Origin of the sequence: Sphingosinicella sp. YJ22 (genome assembly GCF_011320075.1) — a bacterium.
Taxonomy (GTDB): domain Bacteria; phylum Pseudomonadota; class Alphaproteobacteria; order Sphingomonadales; family Sphingomonadaceae; genus Allosphingosinicella.
The window spans coordinates 1-22,483 of record NZ_JAANPA010000020.1; the positions used below are offsets into that span (position 1 = coordinate 1).

Genomic DNA, 22,483 nt, shown 5'->3' on the forward strand with positions numbered 1-22,483 from the left:
AAGGCGTCGGCCGCGGTGCGCGCGCGCGCGCCTGCCGCGGCGGTGCGGGCGGAGGCGATCCGGCCCGCCAGGCCACCGCGCTCGGTGGTGGCGCGGCCGCTGACCCGCGTGATAAGCGCGCGGGTCTCGCTCTCGCTGGCGCGCAGCATGTTGCGGCCGACCCCTTCGTCCAGCACCGCCTTGGCTTCGCCGGCAAGATTGGCCTGGTCGAAGGCATTGGCCGCGGCGAGATAATCGCGCTCGCCGGCCAGCGCGCCGGTGGCGTGCAGCAGGCGCCAGATGTCGATGCGTGCCGCCGCATCGGGCTGCGCGACGTCGCGATAGCTGAGCAGCGCGTCGCGCCAATTGGTCACGCTCGGATAGGCCGTGACCAGCCGCCGCGCGAGATCGGCGGTGGCTTCCCGGCGCTCGCCCTGAAGCGCCAGCGCCAGCGCCAGCTTGTAGCGGCTCTCCGGAACGCGCCGGCCGGCGGCATCGCTCGCGGCGAGAGAGCGCTGGAACAGGGTCAGGGCCTGCGCCGAATTGTTGCGCACGCGGCTGAGCTGGCCGAGCAATGCCAGCGTGTCCGGGTCGTTGGGCTGGAGCTGGGCGAGGCGGTTCAGCGCGCCCTCGGCCCGCTCGAATTCGCGCTGGTCGTTGTAGATCTGGGCCTGGAGCTGGAGCAAAGCCGCGACCTCGGCGGGCTGGGCGGCGCCGCTCGCCAGGATGCGCTCGATGCCGCGCAGCTGCTGCTCGGCATTGACCGTGGCGCGGCCGAGATCGAGCTCGAAGCGGCCGGTGGCGTAGCGGGCATTCGGGCTCTGCGCGGCGGCGAGCGCCGCCGGCAGCGCAGCTGCCGCCGCGGCCCAGTTGCGCATCATCAATGCCTGGCTCACCGGCGCCAATGCCGTACGCTCCTCGCGGGTGAATGTGAGGGCGGCCTGAGGCGCCGCAACGCCCGGCTGCGCGACGGCGGGAGAAGTCGCTGCCACCGCGGCCGCCAAAATGCCCGCGGTCGCCGCGCTGATGCCAAGCTTCATGTGACCCTATCTCCCTCGAACGCCGCAGCTTGGCGTCTTTCGCTTGTCCTTAAAGCAAAAAGGGGAGGCGCGCCGCAAGGCGCACCTCCCCGGATGTCGACTTTACGTGCAGCGCTCAGGCCGGGCGGCTGGCCAGCCAGGCGAGCCACAGCGACGCCAGCTCGGCGCGCGGACCGGTGACGGCCCGCAACGCGGCCTCGGCCTCGGCGCGCTGGCCGGCGAGCGCCAGCGTGGCGCCGAGGCGGGTGTTGACCAAATTGGCATCCTCGCCGCCCCTGCTCAGAGCGAGCCGGTACATCTCCGCCGCCTCGGCGTAGCGCTCGTAGCCGAACAGCGCGTCACCGGCGATTCGTGCCGGCTGGCCGTTGCCGGCGCCGCGCGCCTGCGTCATCTGGCTGGCGAGGCCGGCCCGATCCTCGGCGATCCGCCGGTTGGCAACGCTAAGCAGGCGGCTGACACTGCTGTCGTTCGCCTGGAGCGCACCGGCGGCGACGCCGGCATCGATGACCGCCTTGGTCTCGCCGGGCAGGCCCGCCTGATCGAGGGTGACGGCGAAGGGCAGGTAGTCCGACGCCCGCACCGCATTGGTCACCCGCGCGAGGCGATAGGTGTCGAGCAACATGCCCGCGTCGTTGCCGCTGCCTTCGCGGATGACGTCGAGGGCGACCTGCCAATTGGCCGACGTCGGATAGGCGGCGAGGAGGCGACGAAGCGCCTCGAGCGCCTGCGGCCGCTGGTTGGCGGCGTAGGGAACCCGCCACGCCCGCTGGTAGAGGTCCTCGGGAGCCCGCTGGCCGGCAGCCTCGGCGGTACGGATCTGCGCCAGCACCGGCTCGAGCGCGCCGGCGGTATTGCCCATGCGGCCGCGGACCAGAGCGAGATTGTTGACGAGCCGGGCATCGTTCGGATTGGCCTGCAGCAGCTGCGCATAAATGCGTTCGGCCGTGGCGAAATCGTTCGCGCGGAATGCCTGCTCGGCGCGGCGATTCTGGAGGTTGTTCTGCACCCCGCGCAGCGTCCCAGCGAGCTCCTGCGGGGTCGAGGGATTGCCGAGAAGCGCCGTGATCGCGCGCTCCTGCGCAGCCGTGTCGTTGGTGCCGACGGCGACGTCGAGCTGCACCCGGGCCACGAGGTATTTGCCATCGTTGCTGCGGGCGGCCGCCTCGGCGGCGGGGAGAAGCGCCTGCACGGCGGCCCAGTCCGGCGTCTGTCCCTGGTCGCGCGCCGTGGTTGCCGCGGCATTCGCCTGGACGAGGGGATTGAGCGCGGTCTGCTCGGCGCGGGACAGGTTCAGCCGCTGCTGCTGTTGCTGCTGCTGCTGCTGCTGGCCCTGAGCCGGTTGCGCCTGTTGATTCTGCTGCGCCAGTACGGGCACCGCGACGAAAGTCGAACCGCCGAGAATCGTTGCCGCGGCGAGCGCGACCTTGGAAACCTTCATGTGAGCTGCCTCCTTTGACCGCTTGCACGGGTGCGCTTCGTCAGCGCCGCCCGGAATCGCCGCGGCTCTTAACTTCAATCGGACTGGCTTGCTAGCGGCGAGCCGCTGAACCGGGGTTTAACCTTTGGCGAGGGCGGGGTTAAGGTTGGCCGCCGACGAAAGGGAGCGCGTCATGGCCATTCACGATCTCACCCTGTGCCGATCCTTGCTGTTCCTGCCCGCGTCCAATCCGCGCGCGATCGAGAAAGCGCGGCAGCTGGAAGCCGACATGATCGTCCTCGACCTCGAGGATGCGGTTCCGGAGGACCAGAAGGATTCGGCGCGCGTTGCCGCCGTCGCCGCGGCCGCCGAGGGTTTCGGGGGCAGGCCGGTGGCGATCCGGATCAACGGGGTCGGGCATCGCTGCCACGGCGACGACATGATCGCGACGCGCTATTCCAAGGCGCCCTATGTGATCCTCCCCAAAGCGGAGAAGGAGCGCCAGATCGTCGGCACCCACCAGGTGTCCGAGAAGCCGGTGCTGGCGATGATCGAGACTCCCGCCGGCGTGCTGTGGGCCGGCGCGCTCGCGCCGCACACCGCGGGGCTGATCGCCGGGACCAACGATCTGTCCGCGGCGCTTCGGATCCCGCCGGGATCGGGGCGCGCCGGCCTCGTCATGGGGTTGCAGCAGGTCGTCGCGGCGGCGCGCGCCGCCGGGGTCGCCGCGTTCGACGGCGTGTATAACCGGCTGGACGATTTCGATGGCCTCGCCGCCGAGGCGCGCGAGGGGCGAAGCTTCGGCTTCGACGGCAAGTCGGTCATCCATCCCGCCCAGATCGACACGGTCAACCAGCTCTTCTCGCCGTCGGAGCAGGAGCTTGAGGCCGCCGCCGCCCTGGTCGCGGCGGCGACCGACGGGGCGGAGCGCTACGACGGGCGAATGATCGAGGCGCTGCACGTCGCCGAGGCGCGCGCTCTGATCGCCAAGGCGCGGCGCTAGAGCATCGGTCTGGCCGCCACGCCGCTTGCCAGCCGCGGGGGCGCTTGGCTAAGCGACGTCATGTCGCCCCGAATCCTGTCGCTGCTCGCGCCTCTGCTCGCGCTTCCCCAGGCATTGCCCGCGCAGGTTCCTGCCGGCGATGCACCGATCACGGCCGCCGATCTTCGTCCTCATATCGACAGTCTCGCCAGCGACGCCTTCGAGGGCCGCCAGCCGGCGACTCCGGGAGAGGCGCTGACCACCAACTATCTCAGCCGCGCACTGGCGGCGCGGGGCGTCGAGCCGGCGGGCCCGGACGGGAGCTGGCTTCAGCCGGTCGCCATCGTCGAGCGCGGGGTCGGCCGCCACGAGACCCGATGGGTTGCGAACGGGCGGCGGATCGCCGTGGCCGACGAAGCCCTGGTCCTCACCAGCCGCGACCCGCGCGCGCGTATCGCCAGCGCGCCGGTGGTCTTTGCCGGCCATGGCGCGGTCATGCCGGACCGCGGCATCGACCAGCTCGCCGGTGCCGACTTCCGCGGCGCGGTGGCGCTCGTTCTTTATGAAGGGCCGGCGGTCGACGGCTTTCCGAGCTTCCAACAGCGCATCGCGGCACTGGCCGAGGCCGGCGCGGTCGCGGTGATCGGGATCACCGCGCCGGACCTGCCCTTCGCCCAGGTCCGCCGCGCTGCGACCCAGGGCGCGGTGGCGCTCGACGGCGGACCGCTGCCGGCGGCCTATGGCGTGATCTCCTGGGACGCCGCAATGGCCCTGTTCGAAGGGGCGGGCCGCGATCTCCAGGCAATGCTGAACGAGCAGCCCGGCTCCTCCTTCCGATCGGTGTCGCTGCCGGTGCGCGCCGGCATCGACGTGATGACCGAGGTGCGCCGCTACACCACCAACAATGTCGTCGGGCGAATCCGCGGCAGCGCCGGCGGCGGCGAGAGCGTGCTGCTGCTCGGCCATTGGGACCATGTCGGCATCTGCCGCCCGGAAGGCGCGCCCGACCGGATCTGCAACGGCGCGGTCGACAATGCGAGCGGCATGGCGACCCTCGTAGAGGCGGCCGGCCGGCTCGGGGCGGGGGCGCGGCCGCAGCGCGACATCCTCATCCTCGCCACCACGGCGGAGGAGATCGGCCTGCTCGGCGCCGAGCATTTCGCCCGCAACCCGGTCGTCCCGTCGGGCTCGATCGTCGCGGCGGTCAACGTCGACACCGCCGCGATCCATCCGGCGGGCATGCCGGTCGCGATGATCGGCGGAACGGCCGAGATGCGGGCGGTGGCCGGCCGGGTGGCGAGCGGGCTCGGCCGCCATCTCGACGCCGACCAGGAGGCCGACCTGCTGGCCGAGCGCCAGGACGGCTGGGCGCTCGTCCGCAACGGCATCCCGGCGATGATGGCGGGCGGGTCCTTCTCCGACATGCGGCTGCTCGTCGCCTTCCTCAACGGCGCCTATCATGGGCCGGACGACGAGGCTTCGGACTCGCTCGAGCTCGCCGGCGCCGCCGAGGACGCGACGTTGCTCGTCGCGCTCGCGCGGGCATTCGCCGATCCCGCCGCCTATCAGCCGGCCGCCCGCTAGCGGCGCGGCCGTTCGACACCTAGATGAAGCCCGTCTCCGGACGGGCCGGACATGAAGCAGGATAAAATGGACATCGATCTCGGCCTCACCTTCGACGACGTGCTGCTCCGCCCGGGGGAATCGGACGTGCTGCCGAGCCAGGCCGACACCCGAACCCGGGTCACCCGCGACATCGCGCTCAACATCCCCATCCTGTCGTCGGCGATGGACACGGTGACCGAGGCCGACATGGCGATCGTCATGGCGCAATTGGGCGGGCTCGGCGTGCTCCACCGCAACATGGAGCCGGAGGAGCAGGCGGCGGCGGTGCGCGCGGTGAAGCGCTACGAGAGCGGCATGGTGGTCAACCCGATCACCATCCGGCCGAACCAGACCCTCGCCGAGGCGCAGGAGCTGATGGCGCGGCACCGGATTTCCGGCATTCCGGTGACGGAGGCGGACGGCCGCCTGGTCGGAATCCTCACCAACCGCGACGTCCGCTTCGCCGAGAATCCGCGCCAGAAGGTGTCGGAGCTGATGACCAGCGAGAATCTCGTCACGGTCGGCCCCGCGGTCAGCCAGGAGGAGGCGCGCCGCCAGCTCCACCAGCGCCGCATCGAGAAGCTGATCGTGGTCGACGACGCGCGCCGCTGCATCGGCCTGATCACCGTCAAGGACATCGAGAAGGCGGTGACCTATCCCGAGGCGACCAAGGATTCGAGCGGGCGCCTGCGCGTCGCCGCGGCGACCACGGTCGGCGACAAGGGCTTCGCGCGCAGCGAGGCGCTGATCGACGCCGAGTGCGACCTCATCGTCATCGACACCGCCCACGGCCACAACAAGGACGTCGCCGCCGCGGTCGAGCGGATCAAGCGCCTGTCCAACTCGGTCCAGGTCGTCGCCGGCAACGTCGCGACGGCCGAGGCGACCAAGGCGCTGATCGGCGCCGGCGCCGACGCGGTAAAGGTCGGCATCGGCCCCGGCTCGATCTGCACCACCCGGGTCGTCGCGGGAGTCGGTGTTCCCCAGCTCACCGCGATCATGGAAGCGGCCGAGGAGGCGGCGAAGAGCGACACGCCGATCATTGGCGACGGCGGCCTTCGCACCAGCGGCGACATCGCCAAGGCGCTCGCCGGCGGCGCGTCGGCGGTGATGATCGGCTCGCTCCTCGCGGGCACTGCGGAAGCGCCGGGCGAGACCTTCCTCTATCAGGGTCGCGCCTACAAATCCTATCGCGGCATGGGCTCGGTCGGGGCGATGGCGCGCGGCTCCGCCGACCGCTATTTCCAGCAGGACATCAAGGACCAGCTCAAGCTGGTGCCGGAGGGGATCGAGGGCCAGGTCGCCTATAAGGGCCAGGCCAAGGACGTGATCCACCAGCTGGTCGGCGGCGTGAAGGCGGCGATGGGCTATACCGGTGCCCGAACCATCCGCGAATTGAAGGAGCGCGCCCGCTTCATCCGGATCACCAATGCGGGGCTTCGGGAGAGCCATGTCCATGACGTCGCGATCACCCGCGAGGCGCCCAACTATCCGGCCCAGTAAGTGACTCCGTCGGCCCGCGTCCAGGCGGCGATCGAGCTGCTCGACCTGGTCATTGAGGGCGCGCGCGCAGGGGGCGCCGCGGCCGACACGGTGATCGCGCGCTACTTCAAGGAGCGGCGCTACGCCGGCTCCAAGGACCGGCGCGCGGTTCGCGACCTGGTCTATCGCGCCATTCGGCGCTGCGGCGACGCGCCAGCCTCCGGCCGAGCGGCGCTGCTTGGCCTCACCCGAGACGATCCCGGCCTGGCCGAGCTGTTCGACGGCTCCGTGCACGGGCCGGCGCCGATCGCCGACGGGGAGGAAGCGGCGCCGGCCGGCCTGCTGCCGGGCTGGATCGTGCCGCGCCTCGATCCGCTGATCGCCGGGGAGGAGTGGCCGGCCCTGCTCGACCGCGCGCCGCTCGACGTGCGCGTCAATCGCCTCCGCGGCACTCGCGAGGAGGCGTTGGCGAAGCTTGCCGACGCGCAGCCGACGCCGCTGTCGCCGCTCGGCCTGCGTCTGCCCGAGGGCTTCCGGGTCGAGGAGAGCGAGGCGTGGCGCTCCGGCCTCGTCGAGATTCAGGACGAAGGCAGCCAGCTGCTCGCGCTCGCCTGCGCCGTAGCGCCCGGGGAAGTCGCCCTCGACCTGTGCGCTGGCGCCGGCGGCAAGACCCTCGCGCTCGCCGCGGAGATGGCGAACCAAGGCCGGATCCTTGCCAGCGACGCCGATCGCGGCCGCCTGTCGCGCCTCGCGCCGAGGTTGGAGCGCGCCGGCGTCACCATCGTCGAGCCGCGTCTGCTCGATCCCGGCCGCGAGGCCGAGCAGCTCGCCGACCTCGCCGGCACGCTCGATCTGGTCCTGGTCGACGCGCCCTGCTCGGGAAGCGGCACCTGGCGCCGCAATCCGGAGACTCGCTGGCGCCTGACGCCGAAGCGGCTCGACCAGCTCGTCGCCCTTCAGGCGCGCCTGCTCGACGTCGCCGCCGGCCTGCTCAGGCCGGGCGGGCGCCTCGTCTATGCGGTGTGCTCGCTACTTGCGGAGGAGGGCAGGGATCAGGCGGCCGCGCTCAGCGTTCGTTCATCGCTGGAGCCTCAGCCTGTGCCTCTGGCTGCCGGGCGTCCCGCGGGCACGGGACGGCTGCTCAGTCCCGCCGTGGACGGCACCGACGGCTTTTTCGTCGCCTGCTGGTCCCGGCCATGATAGGTCGATGAAGCCGTGCCCAAGGAGTTGATGATGCGCCTCACGCCCGTTGTTCTCGCTGTCACGATTGCGGCGGCCACCATGTCGAGCGCCGGCAGCACGCAGCGGCCGGACGATCAGATCGATCCGCGCTCGACCGCCCTCGTCCAGCAAGCGCAGGGCCATGCCGCCGCCGGCCGAAGCGACGAGGCGATCGATTTCTACGAGACCGCGCTGGCCGTCGATCCGCGCAACCGCCAAGCCTATCTCGGCCTTGCCGCCGTCGCCCGGGCCCAGCGCCTGCCGGGCAAGGCGATCGGATATTATGCTGATGCGCTGCGCATCGAGCCCAACGACATCGCGGCGCTCGCCGGCCAGGGCGAGGCTTATGTCCAGCGCGGCGCGGTGGCGCGGGCCCAGCGCAATCTCGACCGCGTGCGCGAATTGTGCGGCCGCACCTGCCCGCAGGCCAACCAACTCGCGGCGGTGATCCAGCGCGGTCCGCCGGTCGAGACCGCGCAGAGCCAGGCCCCGGCCCAGCCCGCGCCGCCGACCCCGCGCCAGCCGAACTAGGCGCTCAGCTCCCGCGCGATCGCGACGAACTCGGCGATGGCGAGCGTCTCGGCGCGTCGTTCGGAGTCGATGTCGAGCCGGCCGAGCGCGTCGAGCGCTCCGGGCACCGACTTCAGGCTCTGGCGCAGCATCTTGCGGCGCTGGCCGAAGGCGGCGGCCGTGACCTGCTCCAGCTTCGCCGCGCTGACGCCTTCGGGCTGCTCGGCCGGAACGATGTGCACCACGGCCGACATCACCTTGGGCGGCGGCACGAAGGCCGAGCGGTGGACCTTCATCGCGAGCTTCGCCGTCGAGCGCCACTGGGCGAGCACAGCCAGCCGGCCATAGGCGCCGGTGCCGGGCGCAGCGACGATGCGCTCCGCCACTTCCTGCTGGAACATCAGAGTCAGCGAGCGCCACCAGGGCGGCCACGCCTCCCCGCCGAGCCAGCGCACCAGCAGGGCGGTGCCGACATTGTAGGGAAGGTTGGCGACGACATGGGCGGCGGGCACGGTTGCCGCTTCGTCGACCGCCATCGCGTCGCCTTCGATGACGTCGAGCTTGCCGGGAAAGGCCGCTTCGAGCTCGGCGAGCGCGGCGATGCAGCGGCGATCGCGCTCGACGGCGGTCACCTGGGCGCCGGCGCGGAGCAAAGCGCGGGTCAGGCCGCCGGGGCCGGGGCCGACCTCATAAGCGGGCTGGCCGTCGAGCGCGCCCGGGATCCGCGCGATCCGGTCGAGCAGCTGCTCGTCCAGGAGAAAGTTCTGGCCCAGCGCCTTGCTGGCGCTGAGGCCGTGCCGGGCGATCACCTCCCGCAGCGGGGGGAGGCTCACGCCGCCTGCATGCGCCGCGCGCACTCCCCGGCAATGCGGATGGCGGCGATCATCGCGCCGGGATCGGCCTGGTCCTTGCCCGCGATGTCGAAGGCGGTGCCGTGGTCCGGCGAGGTGCGCACGATCGGCAGACCGAGCGTGATGTTGATGCCTTCGTCGAAATGCAGCGTCTTCAGCGGGATCAGCGCCTGGTCGTGGTACATGCACAGGGCCGCGTCATATTGGGCGCGCTGTTGCGGGCGGAACATGATGTCGGGCGGCATCGGCCCGACCAGGTCGTAGCCCTCCTCGGCCAGGCGCTCCATCGCCGGCTGGATGAGGTCGATCTCCTCGCGCCCAAGCGCGCCGTTCTCGCCGGCATGGGGATTGAGGCCGGCGACTCCGATCCGCGGGTTTTCGATGCCGAACTGGCGCTGAAGGCCGCGGATGAGGGCGCGGCCCTTGGCCACGATGCGCTCAATGGTGAGCGCGGAGGGGACCTGGGCGAGGCCGATATGGCCGGTCACCGGCACCACCTTGAGCGTCGGACCGGCCAGCATCATCGCGACGCTGTCGGTCGAGACTCCGCAGCGCTCGGCGACGAACTCCGTCTGGCCGGGGTGGGTGAAGCCGATCGCGTAGAGCTGGGTCTTGGACACCGGCCCGGTGACGACCGCTGAAGCGGCCCCGGAACGGGTCAGGCCGACGGCGAATTCGAGGCTGTCGAGGGCGTTGCGCGCACCCTCCAGCGTGGGCCGGCCGGGAACTGCCTCGTCGCCGGCGACACGGATCAGCGGCAGGGCATGGTCGAAATGGTCGAACACGTTCGCCGGTTCGCCGATGACGGCGATCGGCCCCTTCCACACCGCTTCGATGGCCGAGACGTCGCCGACCGCGAAGAAAGGCGGCAGCCCTTCCTCGCGGCGGCGTTCCCAGCTCTTGGCGACCACCTCCGCGCCGATCCCCGCCGGATCGCCGAGCGACACGGCGAGCGGCTGGAGCGGAGAGTCATCAGGTAGGTCAACGATATTCGATCACCGCATCGCGACGCAGGTCGCGCAGGTAGCGCTGGGCCTGCTGGTTCATCCGCTGCTCGGCGAGCGCGCTCTGGACGTCCTCGGCGGTCGGCATGCTGACCTGGCGGGGATCGTCCCGGCCGCACAGGACGAGCACGCTGACACGCTCGAGCGTGCCGAACGGCTGGGTGGCCTGGCCGACGCTCATGTTCAGAAGCAGCTGCTGAAGCTGCGGCGGCAGCTCGCGCGCCCGCGTGCCGTCGTTGGACACGAGCTCCGCCCCGATCGTCCGTGCCACTTCCGGAGCGCGGCCGCAGCCGCCCATCGCGCGGGTCGCCTGGGCAAGCTGCTCGGCGCGCGAGCGCGCCTGCGCCTCGGTCGTGCCGGCGGGCAGCTCGATCGACATCTGCATCAGGCTCAGCACGGCGTCGCGTGGGTCGGCGACCAGCACCTGGCGGGTATCGACGAGGTAGATGACCGAGAAGCCGCCGGGGACCTGGATCGGGTCGGTGATGGCCTGGACCGGCATCGACTGCACGACCGAGGAGATTTCGGGCGGCAGCTGCTCGCCGCGCACCCAGCCGAGATCGCCGCCCCGCGCCGCGGTGCTGGCGATCGAATATTGGCGTGCATAAGCCGGGAAGGACGCGCCGCCGCGAAGCTGCTCGACGATGCGCGCCATGGTCGCGCGAACGGTCGCGGCCGTCTCCGGAGTCGCCTCCATGTAGATTTCCGCGACGTGATATTCGGCGCTTCCCTGCGAACTGCGGAGGCGCTCGAGGACGGTCTGGACCTCCTCGTCGGCGACGCTGACGCGGGTCATTCGGTAGCGCTGCAGGCGCTGCCACGACAGCTCGCCCGTGATCTGGCGCTTCACCGACCGGTCGGATGAGCCGATCGTGCGCAGATAGTCGCCGAAGCTCTGCGCGGTGTGGCCGAACTGCTGCGCGAAGCGGGCATAATATTGATCGATCTCGGCCTGCTCCACGGCCATCTCGTTCTCGCGCGCGGCCTGGATCTGGAGGGTCTCGTCGATGAGATTGCGCAGGATCTGAGCGCGCAGCCGCTGCTGCTCCTCGGCCGACAGCGCGACCCGCTGCGACGCCACCATCAGCGCCATGCGCTGGTCGACGTCGGTCTGGGTGATGATCTCGTCATTGACCATCGCGGTGGCGCGGGCGACGTTCGGCTCGGCCTGGCCGACGAAGTTCACCTGGCTGGGGATAGCAAGCCCGCCCTGGCGCGGCTGGTCAGCGGCCGTCTGAGCGACGGCGACGACCGACAAGAAGGACCCGGCCAGCACAATGGCCGCCCTCCGAAAAGTGCCGAACTTCATCATTCCTCCGAAAAATGCAGGCCCGCTACCTGCCTTCTGCATGCTGAACATAGGCTTAGCGCCCAATATTCCTGAGCGCCACCCGGATCAGGAAAGTGTTGCCGCGGCGCACGTCGCCGGTCGTCTCATAGTCCCGCCGCCAGGTCAGCCCGATCTCGATGCAATCGTCGTCATAGGATATGCCGATGCGGTGACGGACCGGGTCGAAGCCGTCGGCCTGGGACAGGGGATCCTCGTCGCGGTCGGTGAGATCGACCACGGCCGAGCCGAACACCGACCAGTAGCGCGCGAAGGCGAGGCGGCCGCCGACGCGGACCTCCTCGCGGTCCTGCAAATCCTCGAACGAGGCGTCGATGTCGCGGTCGAGGCGCAAGTAGCCGGCGCTGATATAGGTCTCGTTGCTGCCGACAACCGCGTCGATCTCGTTGCGGCGAAGCGTCAGGTTGTCCTTGTCGACCCGGAAGCGGTGGGTGAACTGGATGTTGCGACCGACCTGGACGCTGGTCCTGCCGACGATGTCCGAGAAGCGGTCGGTGAGGCCGGTGCCGTCGGGGAACAGCGCGGCGCGGCTGCCGAGGCGGTAGCTCTGGCCGATGTTCGAGCGGATCTGGGCGCCGGGCAGGTCGATCACCCAGTCGGCGCCGTAGGTGATTCGGACGCCGTCTTCCCAGCGGTCGTAGCCGGGGAAGCGGTTGAGGGCGAAGAGGTTGGAATCCTCGAGATCGACGGCGCGCGCATCCTCGTTGGGGATGTCGAGATTCTCGGTGTCGGGCGAGGCGACGAGCTGCACGCGCGGGGTGAATCGGTGCGTCCCGTTCATGAACTGGCCGATGAACGGCCATTTGAGGTCGGCCGCGGCGGCGGCGATGAAGCGCCCGTGAAAGCCTTCCGACCCGCGATAGAGCGGGTTGGTGGTGAGCAGCGTGTCGTTGGCGTGGTAGATGTCGCCGCGCAGAAAGCCCGTCAGCGTCAGCTCCTGGCCGAACGGGGTCAGGCTGCGATGCTCGTAGCGGGCGCTGGCGAAGGCGCGCTGGGTGTCCTGGCCCTCGGTGCGCAGGATGTTGAGGCTGTTGGCCTGAAGCTCGAGGCGGCCGCCGACGACCGGGTCGACCATCCGCCAGCGCGCGTCGATGGCGGGGAGGGCGAAGGGCTGCTGGCCGCCGATGTCGGTGGCGCGCAGGCCCTGGAACGCCCAGCCGGCGATGTTGATGTAGGAATCGGTGTCGATGCGCTCGGCCTGAACGACCGACCTGAGGCGGGTGTCGAGCGAGATGTCGTAGCGCCGAAGGAAGGTGCGGTCGCTGACCCAGCGGGCCGAGCCGGTGACGCTCCAGTGGGGGTCGAGCTGGAAGCGGCCATTGCCCTCGAGATAGGCGCGCAGGCCGGGATCCTCGGCGCCCGGCACAGTGAGGCTGCCGCGGTCGCCGTAGGTGAGATAGCCGCGGACCTGGTAGGCGCCTTGGTCGACCAGGTGGCGGAACTCCGCCTCGGCCATCGGATAGGCGTTGGTGAAGACGTGCGGCGTGAAGGTCGCGTCCTGGTTGGGCGCGATCCGCATATAATAAGGCAGCGCGAGCTCGAGCCCGTTGGTGCCGTTGAGGCGGATGTCGGGAATGAGCAGGCCGCTGCCGCCGCCGGTCTGGCGGTCGGGATGCGACAGTCCGGGAAGGCCGATGATCGGGATCCCGAACAGGTTGAGGGTCGCGCCCTGATAGGTGATGCGCTGGCGGTTGGGGTCGTGGATGACCCGGACAGCGGTGATCTGCCAGGTCGGATCGCGCGGGCAGCCATTGTCGTCGACGACCGGGCAGGCGGTGTAGGCGGCGCGCTCCAGAGTCGTGACCTCGTTGACCCGGACCGCGCGCTCGGCGGCGAGGCGGCCGCCATTTTCGAGCACGAGCAGCAGATTCTCGATGACTCCGTTGCGCAGCTCGTCGTCGAGCACGACGCTGTCGCCATAGGCATTGTCGCCTTCCGGGCTGGTCACCCTGACATTGCCCTCGGCGCGGACCTCGCCGCTGGTGCGCTCCCACACCACGCGGTCGGCGCGAAGGCGGTAGCCCTCGCGAGTCATGAACACCTCGCCGCTCGCGGTCACGACCTCGGTGTTGCGGTCATATTCGAGGCGGTCGGAGCTGAACCGGACCGGCGCCTCGGCGTCGGGATCGAACACCGGGTCGATGTCGGGCGGCTGGCCGATCGACTGGTCGGGAAGCGGCGGATCGCCGGGCTGCGCTTCGGCCTGCGCGGCCGCCGGGGCCACGAGCAGCAACGGCAGCGCCGTCCAGCAGATCGACTTGAAACGCGTCACCTTGGCTTGCTGCTCTTCCCGCCTTCGAGCGGAGCCTATTGCACCTGCCGTCGTTGGCTGCAATGGCGTGGCCCTCGTTCTGTCCTGCGCCGACGCCCGCTCCTCGTCCGCCGCAACCCGTAAGTTCGAAAGGTCCCTCGCCCGTGCTCAAGGTCAGCTTCGCCGCAACCCGTCCCGAAGGCGCCTATGCGCTCGCCATCCCGGCGTGGAGCGAGGACATGATCTCGGAGCGGCTCGCCGGCTTCTCCGAGCCCGCGCGCAGCCTCGCCGCACGCGCCGCCGACGCCCAGCGCTTCGAGCGCGAGCTGGCGGCGATCGCCGAGACCTTCATCGACGATGACGGTACCGCGCGCCGCGTGCTGCTCGTCGGCCTCGGCGGCAAGAGCGACGACCAGGCGATCTACGAGCGCGCCGGCGGGGCGCTGACCGCGCGGCTTCTGACCTCGGGGGAGACCAGGCTGGTCGTCGACGTCAGCGGCCTCGACCTCGACGCGCGCGCCGCCGCCGGGCTCGCTTTCGGCGCCGCCGCGCGCAGCTGGCGCTACGACACCTATCGCACCAAGCTCGGCCGCAAGCAGAAGCCGACTCTGGCCGAGCTGGTGGTGGTCGGCGCCGGCGCGGGTATCGAGGATGCCTGGACTCATTGCGCCGCGGTGCTCGACGGCCTCGACTTCACCCGCACGCTGGTCACCGAGCCGGCCAATGTCGTCTACCCGGCAACCTTCGTCGAGCGCTGCCGCGACGTGATGGAACCGCTCGGGGTCGAGATCGAGGTGCTCGACGAGGCGGCGATGGAGAAGCTCGGCATGGGCGCTCTGCTCGGCGTCGGCCAGGGTTCGGAGAAGCGGCCTTATCTGCTCGCGATGCGCTGGAACGGCGGGGCGGACAAGAATGCCGCGCCGGTCGTCCTCATCGGCAAGGGCATCACCTTCGACACCGGCGGAATCTCGATCAAGCCCGCGCAGGGCATGGAGTCGATGAAGTGGGACATGGGCGGCGCCGGCGCGGTCGCCGGAGCGATGTGCGCGCTGGCCACCCGCAAGGCGAAGGCCAACATCGTCGCGGTCTGCGTGCTCGCGGAGAACATGCCCGACGGCAAGGCTCAGCGCCCGGGCGACGTCGTCACGTCGATGTCGGGCCAGACCATCGAGGTGATCAACACCGACGCGGAAGGGCGCCTCGTCCTGTGCGACGCGATGACCTGGGCCCAGCGTCAGTACAAGCCGAAGGTGATGGTCGACCTCGCGACTCTCACCGGAGCGATGATCATCAGCCTCGGCCACGAATATGGCGGCATGTTCAGCAACGACGACGGCCTCGCCGGCCAGCTCGCCGACGCCGGCATGGCGACCGGCGACCGGCTGTGGCGGATGCCGCTCGGCGAGGCCTATGACAAGATCATGGACAGCCAGATCGCCGACATGAAGAACAGCGCGTCGCGCGAGGGTGGCTCGATCACCGCCGCCTGCTTCCTGCAGCGCTTCGTCGAGCCGGGCGTGAAGTGGGCGCATCTCGACATCGCCGGCATGGTGTGGGCGGAAAAGCCCGGCCACCTCTACGACAAGGGCGCGACCGGCTATGGCGTCGCCCTGCTCGACCGCTTCGTCGCGGACAATTTCGAGGCCTGACGACGGATTGACCTGCTGAGTCGGGCAGGTCACTCTTCCCCGATCGAAGGGGAGGGGTTCATGAACATACGGAACACTGGCCTCGGGCTGGGGGCGATGCTGCTCGGCCTGGCGATGGCCTGGCCGGCGCAGGCGCAGGACATCAACGAAGGCGAGATCGTCGTCACCGCCAGCCGCGCTCAGCAGAGCTATATCGACCCGCGCACCAACCGGGTGATCGAGGTCGACGACGACGATGCCGGAGCGCTTCCCGCGATCGGTCTTCGCCGCCGCGCCGACAATGCGCTGATCCCGGTCATCATCGCCGGCGACACCCGCGACCAGACCCAGCGCCGCGAAGAGATATTGACGATGGTGAGGAGTGCTCTCGAGCTCGCCCGCCGCTCCAACATCGAGCTTGCGATCGGCGACTTCTTCGTCGTGCCGCTGACTCCGGACAATTACCGCACGCTCGCTTTCTACGGCGACGGGCGGCCGGACAGCGAACGCGTCGCCTTCTTCATCAAGACTCGCCTGGGCACCAGCGCCGACGAGGCCAACCAGGCCATCACCCGGCTCGAGCAGTTCATCCGCTCCGTGCCCGCCGCCGGCAGGGCGGAGATCCGCGCCAACGGCCCGCTCACCCTGTCGATCGTCGCGCCCGACCAGTATCGCAGCCAGATCCTCGATCTGATCGCCACCGACGCTCGCTCGATCGCCGAGCGCTTCGGCCCCGACCAGCGAGTCGAGGCGCAAGGGCTCGACCGCCCGGTGCAGTGGCGCCGCGCCGGAGTCACCGAGGTGTTCCTCTACATCCCACACCGCCTCGTCTTCCGCCCGGCGGGGTGACGCCTGGTCGGAACGCGCCGGAAAGCATGCGTTAGGCAGATCGGTCTACCGAGACTCGCCCGGACAAGCGGTGCCGGGTGTTGTCGAGAGTGGAGCCATGGGCAGGGTAAGGTTCGTTCCGTCCGAGGCGGATCTGCTGGAGGCGAACAAGATCTGGCTCGGCATGGAACTGAGGAAGCCGAGCAACCTGATCTTCTTCCTGTCCGTGACGGTGCTGGCCGCGCTCTTCGCTTGCTATATCGCGGCGGACGGCCAGCTTCGCTGGAGCGCTCAGGCCGGCGCCATCGGCGCCGCGCTGGGGCTCGTCGCGCTCGGTCTCATTCTCGTCGTCATTCGGCTCCGGCTCCCAGCGATGTCCCGCCGCAGCTTCGCGCAGCAGAAATGGCTCGGCGACGAGGTCGAGATGACGTGGTCGGACGACGGGATCCTGTTCGAAACATGCAACTCCCACGCGCGCCACGACTGGGACGGCTTCGGCAAATGGAGCGAAAACGGCGCCGTCTTCGTGCTGTTCTTCACGGACTCGCTGTTCAGCATGATTCCAAAGCGCGTGCTTGCCGCGCACGAAGCCGACGACCTGAGGACACGCCTCGCGCAGGGCTGAGCATGCTCGAGCGGACCGGGCTTCGACAAGCATCGCTTCCTCGGGCTAAGGGGCGCGCGTGCGCATCGATTTCTACCATCTGACGGCCAGGCCGCTCGAGCAGGTGCTTCCGAGCATCTGCGAGAAGCTGCTCGCGGGCGGCGAGCGGCTGCTCGTTGTCGCCGGCGAACGGCAGGCCGAGTCGCTCGACCGCCTGTTGTGGGCCCATGCCCCGGACAGCTTCCTTCCGCACGGCCGTGCGGGCGCTCCGCGCGAGGCGGACCAACCGATCCTGATCGGGTCGGAGCCCGTTGCGGCCAACGGCGCGCGCAACATCGCGCTGGCCGACGGCGAATGGCGCGACGCGGCGCTCGCCTTCGAACGAGTCTTCTATTTCTTCGACGGCGCGACCATCGACGGGGCCCGCACCGCCTGGAAAGCGCTCAAGGACCGCGAGGGCGCCGAACGCCATTATTGGAAGCAGGACGAGAACGGCCGCTGGTTCGAAGGACCCTGACCTTGTCGCGGCGTGCCGGCCCCGCAAGAGCCTGATCGTCTGAGGTCGAAGCGCCTGCTGCGCTTCGGCCGATGGCGTGAATCAGACTCTCGCAAATAGCTGAGACCAAGATTCACGTTCCAGGCGGTTTCGCCTGGAACGATCTTGGTCTAGGGGAGCCGCCAAATTCCACCCCACAACCAGCTTCAAGGAACGGCCATGGCGACCGAACGCACTTTTTCCATCATCAAGCCCGACGCGACCCGTCGCAACCTCACCGGCGCGGTCACCAAGATGCTCGAGGACGCCGGCCTGCGCGTCGTCGCCTCCAAGCGCATTCATATGACCAAGGAGCAGGCCGAGGGCTTCTACGGCGTTCACCGCGAGCGTCCCTTCTTCAACGACCTCGTCACCTTCATGACCTCCGGTCCGGTGGTCGTCCAGGTGCTGGAGGGCGAGGATGCCGTCGCCAAGAACCGCGAAGTGATGGGCGCCACCAACCCGGCCAATGCCGAAGAGGGCACCATCCGCAAGGTCCATGCGGAATCGATCGAGGCCAATTCGGTCCACGGCTCCGACAGCGCCGAGAACGCCAAGATCGAGATCGACTTCTTCTTCAAGCCGGAAGAGATTGTCGGCTAAACGACGACTTCATCGACTGAACAGCAAAAGGGCTCCGGGTGACCGGAGCCCTTTTTCGTTCTGCCCCTGCTCAGGGTCGATTAGCGGTAGAAGACGTGGTTGCCGATCGTGGCGACGCGGGTGCGGCTGCGCACGAAGGCCGGGCGCACGCGGGTCGCGTGGAAGTAGAGCGCCTCGCCGACCACCGCCTCGTGACCGTCGAGAACGTCGCGGGCCAGCGCCATGGCGCGGTTCCAGCGCGCGTTGCGCGGCGGGTTGAACGAGCGGATCGCGGAGAACTGGCCGCGCTGGTAGATCACGCCGCAGATGCTGTCGGGGAAGCGCGGCGATTCGACGCGGTTCATCACCACCTGGGCGACGGCGACCTGGCCGGTGCGCGATTCGGCGCCGGCCTCGTACAGGATGACCTTGGTCATGCACTCGAGCTCGCGGGCGCTGACGGAAACGGCTTCACTCTCCTCGGCCGCGGGCGCCTCGGGCGCGACGACGGCGGGAGTCTCGACGATCGCCGGCTGCACCGGGGCCGCGGCGGACGCCTGCGGAGCGGGAACGGACGTCTGGGGAAGGGCGGGGGCCTCGATCACCGCCGCCTGGGGCGCGGGAGAGGCGAGAAGATTCGAAGCTGGCACGAAGAGCGTGCCGGTCAGCGCGGCAGCGCCGACGGTCGCGGAGAGAAACTTGCCGCGAGAAAACATCAACAACTCCAATTACATGCGCACGAAAGGGCACGTCCGCCGCCAAACCAAATTCGGCGGAGTGCCGCGATCCACGTCTTATCGTAGGGTGAAAGAAAGCCCGCCCAGCGATCGGGAGGAGCCTTAGGCGGTCGGTCGCAGCCGAAACAACCTTTGCACGGCGAGTCGTGAGGGGTTTGGGACGGGCTGCGGGAACCTTTCGGCCGTTTTACAGCCGAAGTAACCTTCTATTCCGCTGGAATCGCGCGGGTTTTCCCCACGAATGAGGCTCGATTCCGCGGATTCGAAAATGAACGCCAGATTAAAGCCGGAGCGCGAATCGCCGCGACTCACTCGCCGGGAAGCGCTTGCGAGCTGCCGATCGGAAGTGGGGCGACGTCGACCAGGCCCTCGCGCAGCGCCATTGCATAGGCTTCGAGCGCGGCAGGGTAGAGGCGATGCTCCTCGGCCAGCACCCGCTGCTCGAGCGTCTCCGGCGTGTCGCGGGCCTGGATCCGGACCTCCGCCCGGGCGACCGCCGGCCCGTCGTCGAGTTCGGGCGTCACGACATGGACGGTGCAGCCGCTGACGAGGTCGCCGGCGAGAAGCGCGCGGCGGTGGGTGTCGGTGCCCTTGTGGAGCGGCAGCAGCGACGGGTGGATGTTGAGAATCCGCCCGCGCCAGCGCTCGACGAACTCGCTCGACAGCAGCCGCATATAGCCGGCGAGGGCGACGAGCTCGACGCGGTTCGCGATCAGCGCCTGTTCGATGAGCCGGTCGAACTCGGCGCGCTCCAGCCCCTTGTGGCTGTGCGACCAGGTCTTGAGGCCGAGCCGGCGGGCGACCACCAGGCCGCGCGCCTCCGGCACGTTCGAGCCGACCAGAGCGATGGTGTAGGCCCGCGCCGGGTCGCGCCGGCGATGCTCGGCCAGTGCCTGCATGTTGGTCCCGCGGCCGGAGATCAGAACCCCGACCCTGACCGGGTCATGCATTGTGCGTGGCCGTCCAATCGCGCCCGGTCGACCAGGTCCCGGCCCTTCCGGTCACGGTGCAGCCGCGCGCGCCGTCCTCGATCCGCCCGATGACGTGGACGGTCTCGCCGGCCTCGCTTAGCGCCTCGGCGACCGCGGCCTGCTGGGCCGCCTCGACGATCAGCGCCATGCCGATGCCGCAGTTGAAGGTGCGCGCCATCTCCTCGGGCTCGATATGTCCCTGCGCCTGGAGGAAGGCCATCAGCCGCGGCTGTTGCCACGAATCGGCGTCGATCCGGGCGTGGAGGCCCTTGGGCAGCACGCGCGGGATGTTCTCGAGGAGGCCGCCGCCGGTGATGTGGGCGAGCGCCTTGATCCGGCCCGTGCGGATCAGCGGCAGAAGCGAACGCACATAGATTCGCGTCGGCTCCATCAGCGCGTCGATGAGGAGGCGGTCCTGGTCGAACATCGCCGGACGGTCGAGCTTCCAGCCCTTGTCCGCGGCGAGGCGCCGGACCAGCGAGAAGCCGTTGGAATGGACGCCCGAGGAGGCGAGGCCGAGGATCATGTCGCCCGCCGCAACGTCGTCCCCGGTCAGCGCCTCGCCGCGCTCGACCGCGCCGACGCAGAAGCCGGCGAGGTCATAGTCGCCGGGCGCGTACATGCCCGGCATCTCGGCGGTCTCGCCGCCGATCAGTGCGCAGCCGGCGATCTTGCAGCCCTCGGCGATCGACGCGATCACCCGTTCGGCGATGCCGCTCTCCAGCTTTCCGGTGGCGAAATAGTCGAGGAAGAACAGCGGCTCGGCGCCCTGGACCAGAAGGTCGTTGGCGCACATCGCGACGAGGTCGATGCCGACGCCGTCATGGCGATTGCTGTCGATCGCCAGCTTCAATTTGGTGCCGACGCCGTCATTGGCGGCGACGAGCAGGGGATCCTTGAAACCCGCTTGCTTCAGATCGAAGAAGCCGCCGAAGCCGCCCAGCGACGCGTCGGCGCCGGGGCGCGCGGTCGCCTTGGCGAGCGGGGCGATGGCGCGGACGAGGGCGTTGCCGGCGGCAATGTCCACGCCGGCATCGGCATAGGTGTAGGGGCTGTCGCGGCGTGTATCGTCGGCCATGGCGCTCGCTAGCCATAAGCGCCGCGGATTTCCACGCTTGGTTTTCGCTCCTTCAGCCGTCAAAAGACCCGCGTGACGCGTAACCTCCGCTCTTTGCTCCTCGTCTCGACCGCCGCCGCCTTCGCGCTTGGCGGCGCCGGCCTCGTCTATGCCCAGCTCGAAGGCGCCGATCGCGGCATCCCACCGATCGACAGCAGCTCCAATCTGGAGGTCGACGGCATTCAGGTCGACGTCGGCGGTGACGACGCCAACGAGGCGCGGCTCAACGGCTGGCGCGTCGCCCAGCGCCTCGGCTGGCGCAAATTGTGGGCGCGCAGCACCGGCCGCCCGGAGAATCAGGCGCCGAACCTCAGTGATTCGGTGCTCAACGACATCGTTTCCGGAATCGTCGTCGAGGAAGAGCAGATCGGGCCGCGGCGCTATGTCGCGCGCTTGGGCCTGCTGTTCGACCGCGCCCGAACCGGCGAGATGCTCGGCCTCAGCGGCGAGATCCGCCGCTCGGCGCCGATGCTGGTCATCCCGGTGATGCGCACCGGTTCGACCGCTTATTCGCTCGAGTTCCGCAATCCCTGGCAGAATGCCTGGGCGCAGTTCCGAACCGCGGGCAGCGCGATCGACTATGTCCGGCCGGTCGGCAGCGGCCCCGATCCGCTGCTGCTCAACGCCGCCCAGACCGGCCGCCGAAGCCGCGGCTGGTGGCGCGCCTTGCTCGATCAATATGGCGCCGCCGACATCGTCATCCCCGAGGTCCAGCTGCGCCGACTCTATCCGGGCGGGCCGGCGGTCGCGCGTTTCACCGCCAAAATCGGTCCGGATGCTCAGGCGATCGGAAGCTTCGAGCTGCGCGCCGAGAATGCCGGACAGATCCCGGCAATGCTCGCCGACGGCGTTCGCCGGCTCGACCAGCTCTACGTCCAGGCCTTCAATGCCGGGATGCTCCGGCCCGATCCGACCCTGGTCACCCCGGCCGCCTTCCTGCCGCCGCCGCCCCCGCAATTGCCGGAGGGCGAGATCGCCGAGCAGCCGTCGGGGCTGACCGAGATCCCGGCCCAGGAGCTGCCGGTCACCCAAGGCCCGAACGGCCCGGCCAACCTGCTGCCGCCGGCGCAGCCGGCGCCGACTCCCGTGCCAACGCCCGCACCGCCGCCCGCGCCGAGCCCGACGCCGGGTCCGAGACAGGGCTGACGGGCCGTGCAGCGGGACCAGATCGCGCTGCCCTTCGAATGGCCGGTGGCGGACCGCGACGAGGATTTCCTGGTCGGCGACGCCAACCGTAACGCGTTCATCCACCTGACCCGCTGGTCGCACTGGCCGGTCATGGCGACCCTGCTCACCGGACCGCGCAAGTCGGGCCGCTCGCTGCTCGGCCGAATCTTCGCCCGCCACACGCGTGGGAGGGTGTTCGACCGGGTGGAAGATCACGATGAGGAAGCACTCTTCCACGCCTGGAACGACGCCCAGGCGACCCGGCGGCCGCTGCTGATGATCGGCGACCGGCCGCCGCCCGGCTGGGAGATCAGGCTTCCCGACCTCGCCTCGCGCCTTGCGGCGACGCCGCAGATCGAGATCGGCGAGCCCGACGATTCCCTGCTCGCCGAGCTGATGGTCAAGCTGCTCGCCGACCGCGGCATCGCCGCGCCCGACGGCCTCGCCGATTTTCTGGTGCCGCGGATCGAGAGAAGTTATGTCGCCCTTCAGAATGTCGTCGATACATTGGATCGCGACATCCTGGCGCACCGCAAGCGGATGACTCTGGCGGCCGCGCGCAACGCCCTGGTCGGCGCCGGGTTGATCCGGCGCGCGGCGCGGCGGGCTTGAGAAGGGACTGGG

21 protein-coding genes are annotated in these 22,483 nt (G+C 69.8%); 12 read left to right on the plus strand and 9 right to left on the minus strand.

Translation table 11 applies throughout. The features are described 5' to 3' along the window. Together G7B71_RS08550 and G7B71_RS08555 are read right to left on the minus strand one after the other, a co-directional pair. On the minus strand, positions 1–1,019 hold a 1,019-nt coding region (locus G7B71_RS08550), incomplete at its 3' end, for a hypothetical protein (RefSeq protein WP_166039890.1). 115 nt (positions 1,020–1,134) lie between these two features. Beyond that, a complete protein-coding gene (locus G7B71_RS08555; RefSeq protein ID WP_166039892.1) occupies positions 1,135–2,457 on the minus strand; it encodes a hypothetical protein in 1,323 nt (440 codons plus the stop codon). A 172-nt stretch (positions 2,458–2,629) separates the two neighbouring features. Between G7B71_RS08555 and G7B71_RS08560 the strand changes: the two genes are divergently transcribed. From G7B71_RS08560 to G7B71_RS08580, 5 genes are all read left to right on the plus strand, one after another. Continuing rightward, positions 2,630–3,439, plus strand: a complete 810-nt coding sequence (locus G7B71_RS08560) for a CoA ester lyase (protein WP_166039894.1) — start codon at positions 2,630–2,632, stop codon at positions 3,437–3,439. 60 nt (positions 3,440–3,499) lie between these two features. Next, positions 3,500–5,002 carry a M28 family peptidase gene (locus tag G7B71_RS08565; RefSeq protein WP_166039896.1) on the plus strand — a complete coding sequence of 501 codons (1,503 nt, stop codon included), beginning with the start codon at positions 3,500–3,502 and terminating at the stop codon, positions 5,000–5,002. Between the two features lie 66 nt (positions 5,003–5,068). Continuing rightward, positions 5,069–6,526 carry an IMP dehydrogenase gene (gene guaB, locus G7B71_RS08570; protein WP_166039963.1) on the plus strand — a complete coding sequence of 486 codons (1,458 nt, stop codon included), beginning with the start codon at positions 5,069–5,071 and terminating at the stop codon, positions 6,524–6,526. After that, positions 6,527–7,705 carry an RsmB/NOP family class I SAM-dependent RNA methyltransferase gene (locus G7B71_RS08575; RefSeq protein ID WP_166039898.1) on the plus strand — a complete coding sequence of 393 codons (1,179 nt, stop codon included), beginning with the start codon at positions 6,527–6,529 and terminating at the stop codon, positions 7,703–7,705. A 33-nt stretch (positions 7,706–7,738) separates the two neighbouring features. Then, positions 7,739–8,257: a tetratricopeptide repeat protein gene (locus G7B71_RS08580; protein WP_166039900.1), complete on the plus strand. Its 519-nt coding sequence runs from the start codon at positions 7,739–7,741 to the stop codon at positions 8,255–8,257. On the opposite strand, the gene rsmA is transcribed toward G7B71_RS08580, so the two are convergent. From rsmA to lptD, 4 genes are all read right to left on the minus strand, one after another. Further along, positions 8,254–9,069, minus strand: coding sequence for a 16S rRNA (adenine(1518)-N(6)/adenine(1519)-N(6))-dimethyltransferase RsmA (gene rsmA, locus G7B71_RS08585; protein WP_166039902.1), 816 nt, complete (start codon positions 9,067–9,069; stop codon positions 8,254–8,256). The two genes, G7B71_RS08580 and rsmA, sit on opposite strands and share 4 nt — an antisense overlap. Next, positions 9,066–10,076, minus strand: coding sequence for a 4-hydroxythreonine-4-phosphate dehydrogenase PdxA (pdxA, locus tag G7B71_RS08590; RefSeq protein WP_166039965.1), 1,011 nt, complete (start codon positions 10,074–10,076; stop codon positions 9,066–9,068). The genes rsmA and pdxA overlap by 4 nt, the downstream gene beginning before the upstream one ends. Beyond that, positions 10,069–11,367 carry a peptidylprolyl isomerase gene (locus G7B71_RS08595; protein WP_243406169.1) on the minus strand — a complete coding sequence of 433 codons (1,299 nt, stop codon included), beginning with the start codon at positions 11,365–11,367 and terminating at the stop codon, positions 10,069–10,071. The genes pdxA and G7B71_RS08595 overlap by 8 nt, the downstream gene beginning before the upstream one ends. Before the next feature lie 88 nt (positions 11,368–11,455). Beyond that, positions 11,456–13,711 carry an LPS assembly protein LptD gene (lptD, locus tag G7B71_RS08600; RefSeq protein WP_166039905.1) on the minus strand — a complete coding sequence of 752 codons (2,256 nt, stop codon included), beginning with the start codon at positions 13,709–13,711 and terminating at the stop codon, positions 11,456–11,458. 143 nt (positions 13,712–13,854) lie between these two features. On the opposite strand from lptD, the gene G7B71_RS08605 reads away from it, so the two are divergent. From G7B71_RS08605 to ndk, 5 genes are all read left to right on the plus strand, one after another. Next, positions 13,855–15,339, plus strand: coding sequence for a leucyl aminopeptidase (locus G7B71_RS08605; RefSeq protein ID WP_243406170.1), 1,485 nt, complete (start codon positions 13,855–13,857; stop codon positions 15,337–15,339). Between the two features lie 60 nt (positions 15,340–15,399). After that, positions 15,400–16,167, plus strand: coding sequence for a TonB-dependent receptor (locus G7B71_RS08610; protein WP_243406171.1), 768 nt, complete (start codon positions 15,400–15,402; stop codon positions 16,165–16,167). A 97-nt stretch (positions 16,168–16,264) separates the two neighbouring features. Beyond that, positions 16,265–16,771: a YcxB family protein gene (locus G7B71_RS08615; protein ID WP_166039909.1), complete on the plus strand. Its 507-nt coding sequence runs from the start codon at positions 16,265–16,267 to the stop codon at positions 16,769–16,771. Positions 16,772–16,829: 58 nt separating this feature from the next. Then, on the plus strand, positions 16,830–17,267 hold the full coding sequence (locus tag G7B71_RS08620; RefSeq protein ID WP_166039911.1) for a DNA polymerase III subunit chi: 438 nt from the start codon (positions 16,830–16,832) through the stop codon (positions 17,265–17,267). Positions 17,268–17,465: 198 nt separating this feature from the next. Next, positions 17,466–17,888, plus strand: a complete 423-nt coding sequence (gene ndk / locus G7B71_RS08625; protein ID WP_166039913.1) for a nucleoside-diphosphate kinase — start codon at positions 17,466–17,468, stop codon at positions 17,886–17,888. Positions 17,889–17,968: 80 nt separating this feature from the next. Here ndk and G7B71_RS08630 read toward each other — a convergent pair whose 3' ends face one another. The 3 genes from G7B71_RS08630 to purM all read right to left on the minus strand — a co-directional run bounded on the left by G7B71_RS08630 (position 17,969) and on the right by purM (position 20,653). Continuing rightward, positions 17,969–18,583 carry a cell wall hydrolase gene (locus tag G7B71_RS08630; protein ID WP_166039915.1) on the minus strand — a complete coding sequence of 205 codons (615 nt, stop codon included), beginning with the start codon at positions 18,581–18,583 and terminating at the stop codon, positions 17,969–17,971. A 329-nt stretch (positions 18,584–18,912) separates the two neighbouring features. Next, the gene (gene purN, locus G7B71_RS08635) at positions 18,913–19,554 is read right to left on the minus strand and encodes a phosphoribosylglycinamide formyltransferase (protein WP_166039916.1); all 642 of its coding nucleotides are present in this window, start codon (positions 19,552–19,554) and stop codon (positions 18,913–18,915) included. Beyond that, positions 19,547–20,653 (minus strand): phosphoribosylformylglycinamidine cyclo-ligase, encoded by a 1,107-nt coding sequence (gene purM, locus G7B71_RS08640; RefSeq protein ID WP_166039917.1) that lies wholly within the window; start codon positions 20,651–20,653, stop codon positions 19,547–19,549. Before purM ends, purN begins: the two co-directional genes overlap by 8 nt. A gap of 72 nt (positions 20,654–20,725) precedes the next feature. Between purM and G7B71_RS08645 the strand changes: the two genes are divergently transcribed. Next, positions 20,726–21,838 (plus strand): heavy-metal-associated domain-containing protein, encoded by a 1,113-nt coding sequence (locus G7B71_RS08645; RefSeq protein ID WP_166039920.1) that lies wholly within the window; start codon positions 20,726–20,728, stop codon positions 21,836–21,838. 6 nt (positions 21,839–21,844) lie between these two features. Next, on the plus strand, positions 21,845–22,471 hold the full coding sequence (locus tag G7B71_RS08650) for a chromosomal replication initiator DnaA (protein ID WP_243406172.1): 627 nt from the start codon (positions 21,845–21,847) through the stop codon (positions 22,469–22,471). The last annotated feature ends 12 nt before the right edge of the window (positions 22,472–22,483 follow it).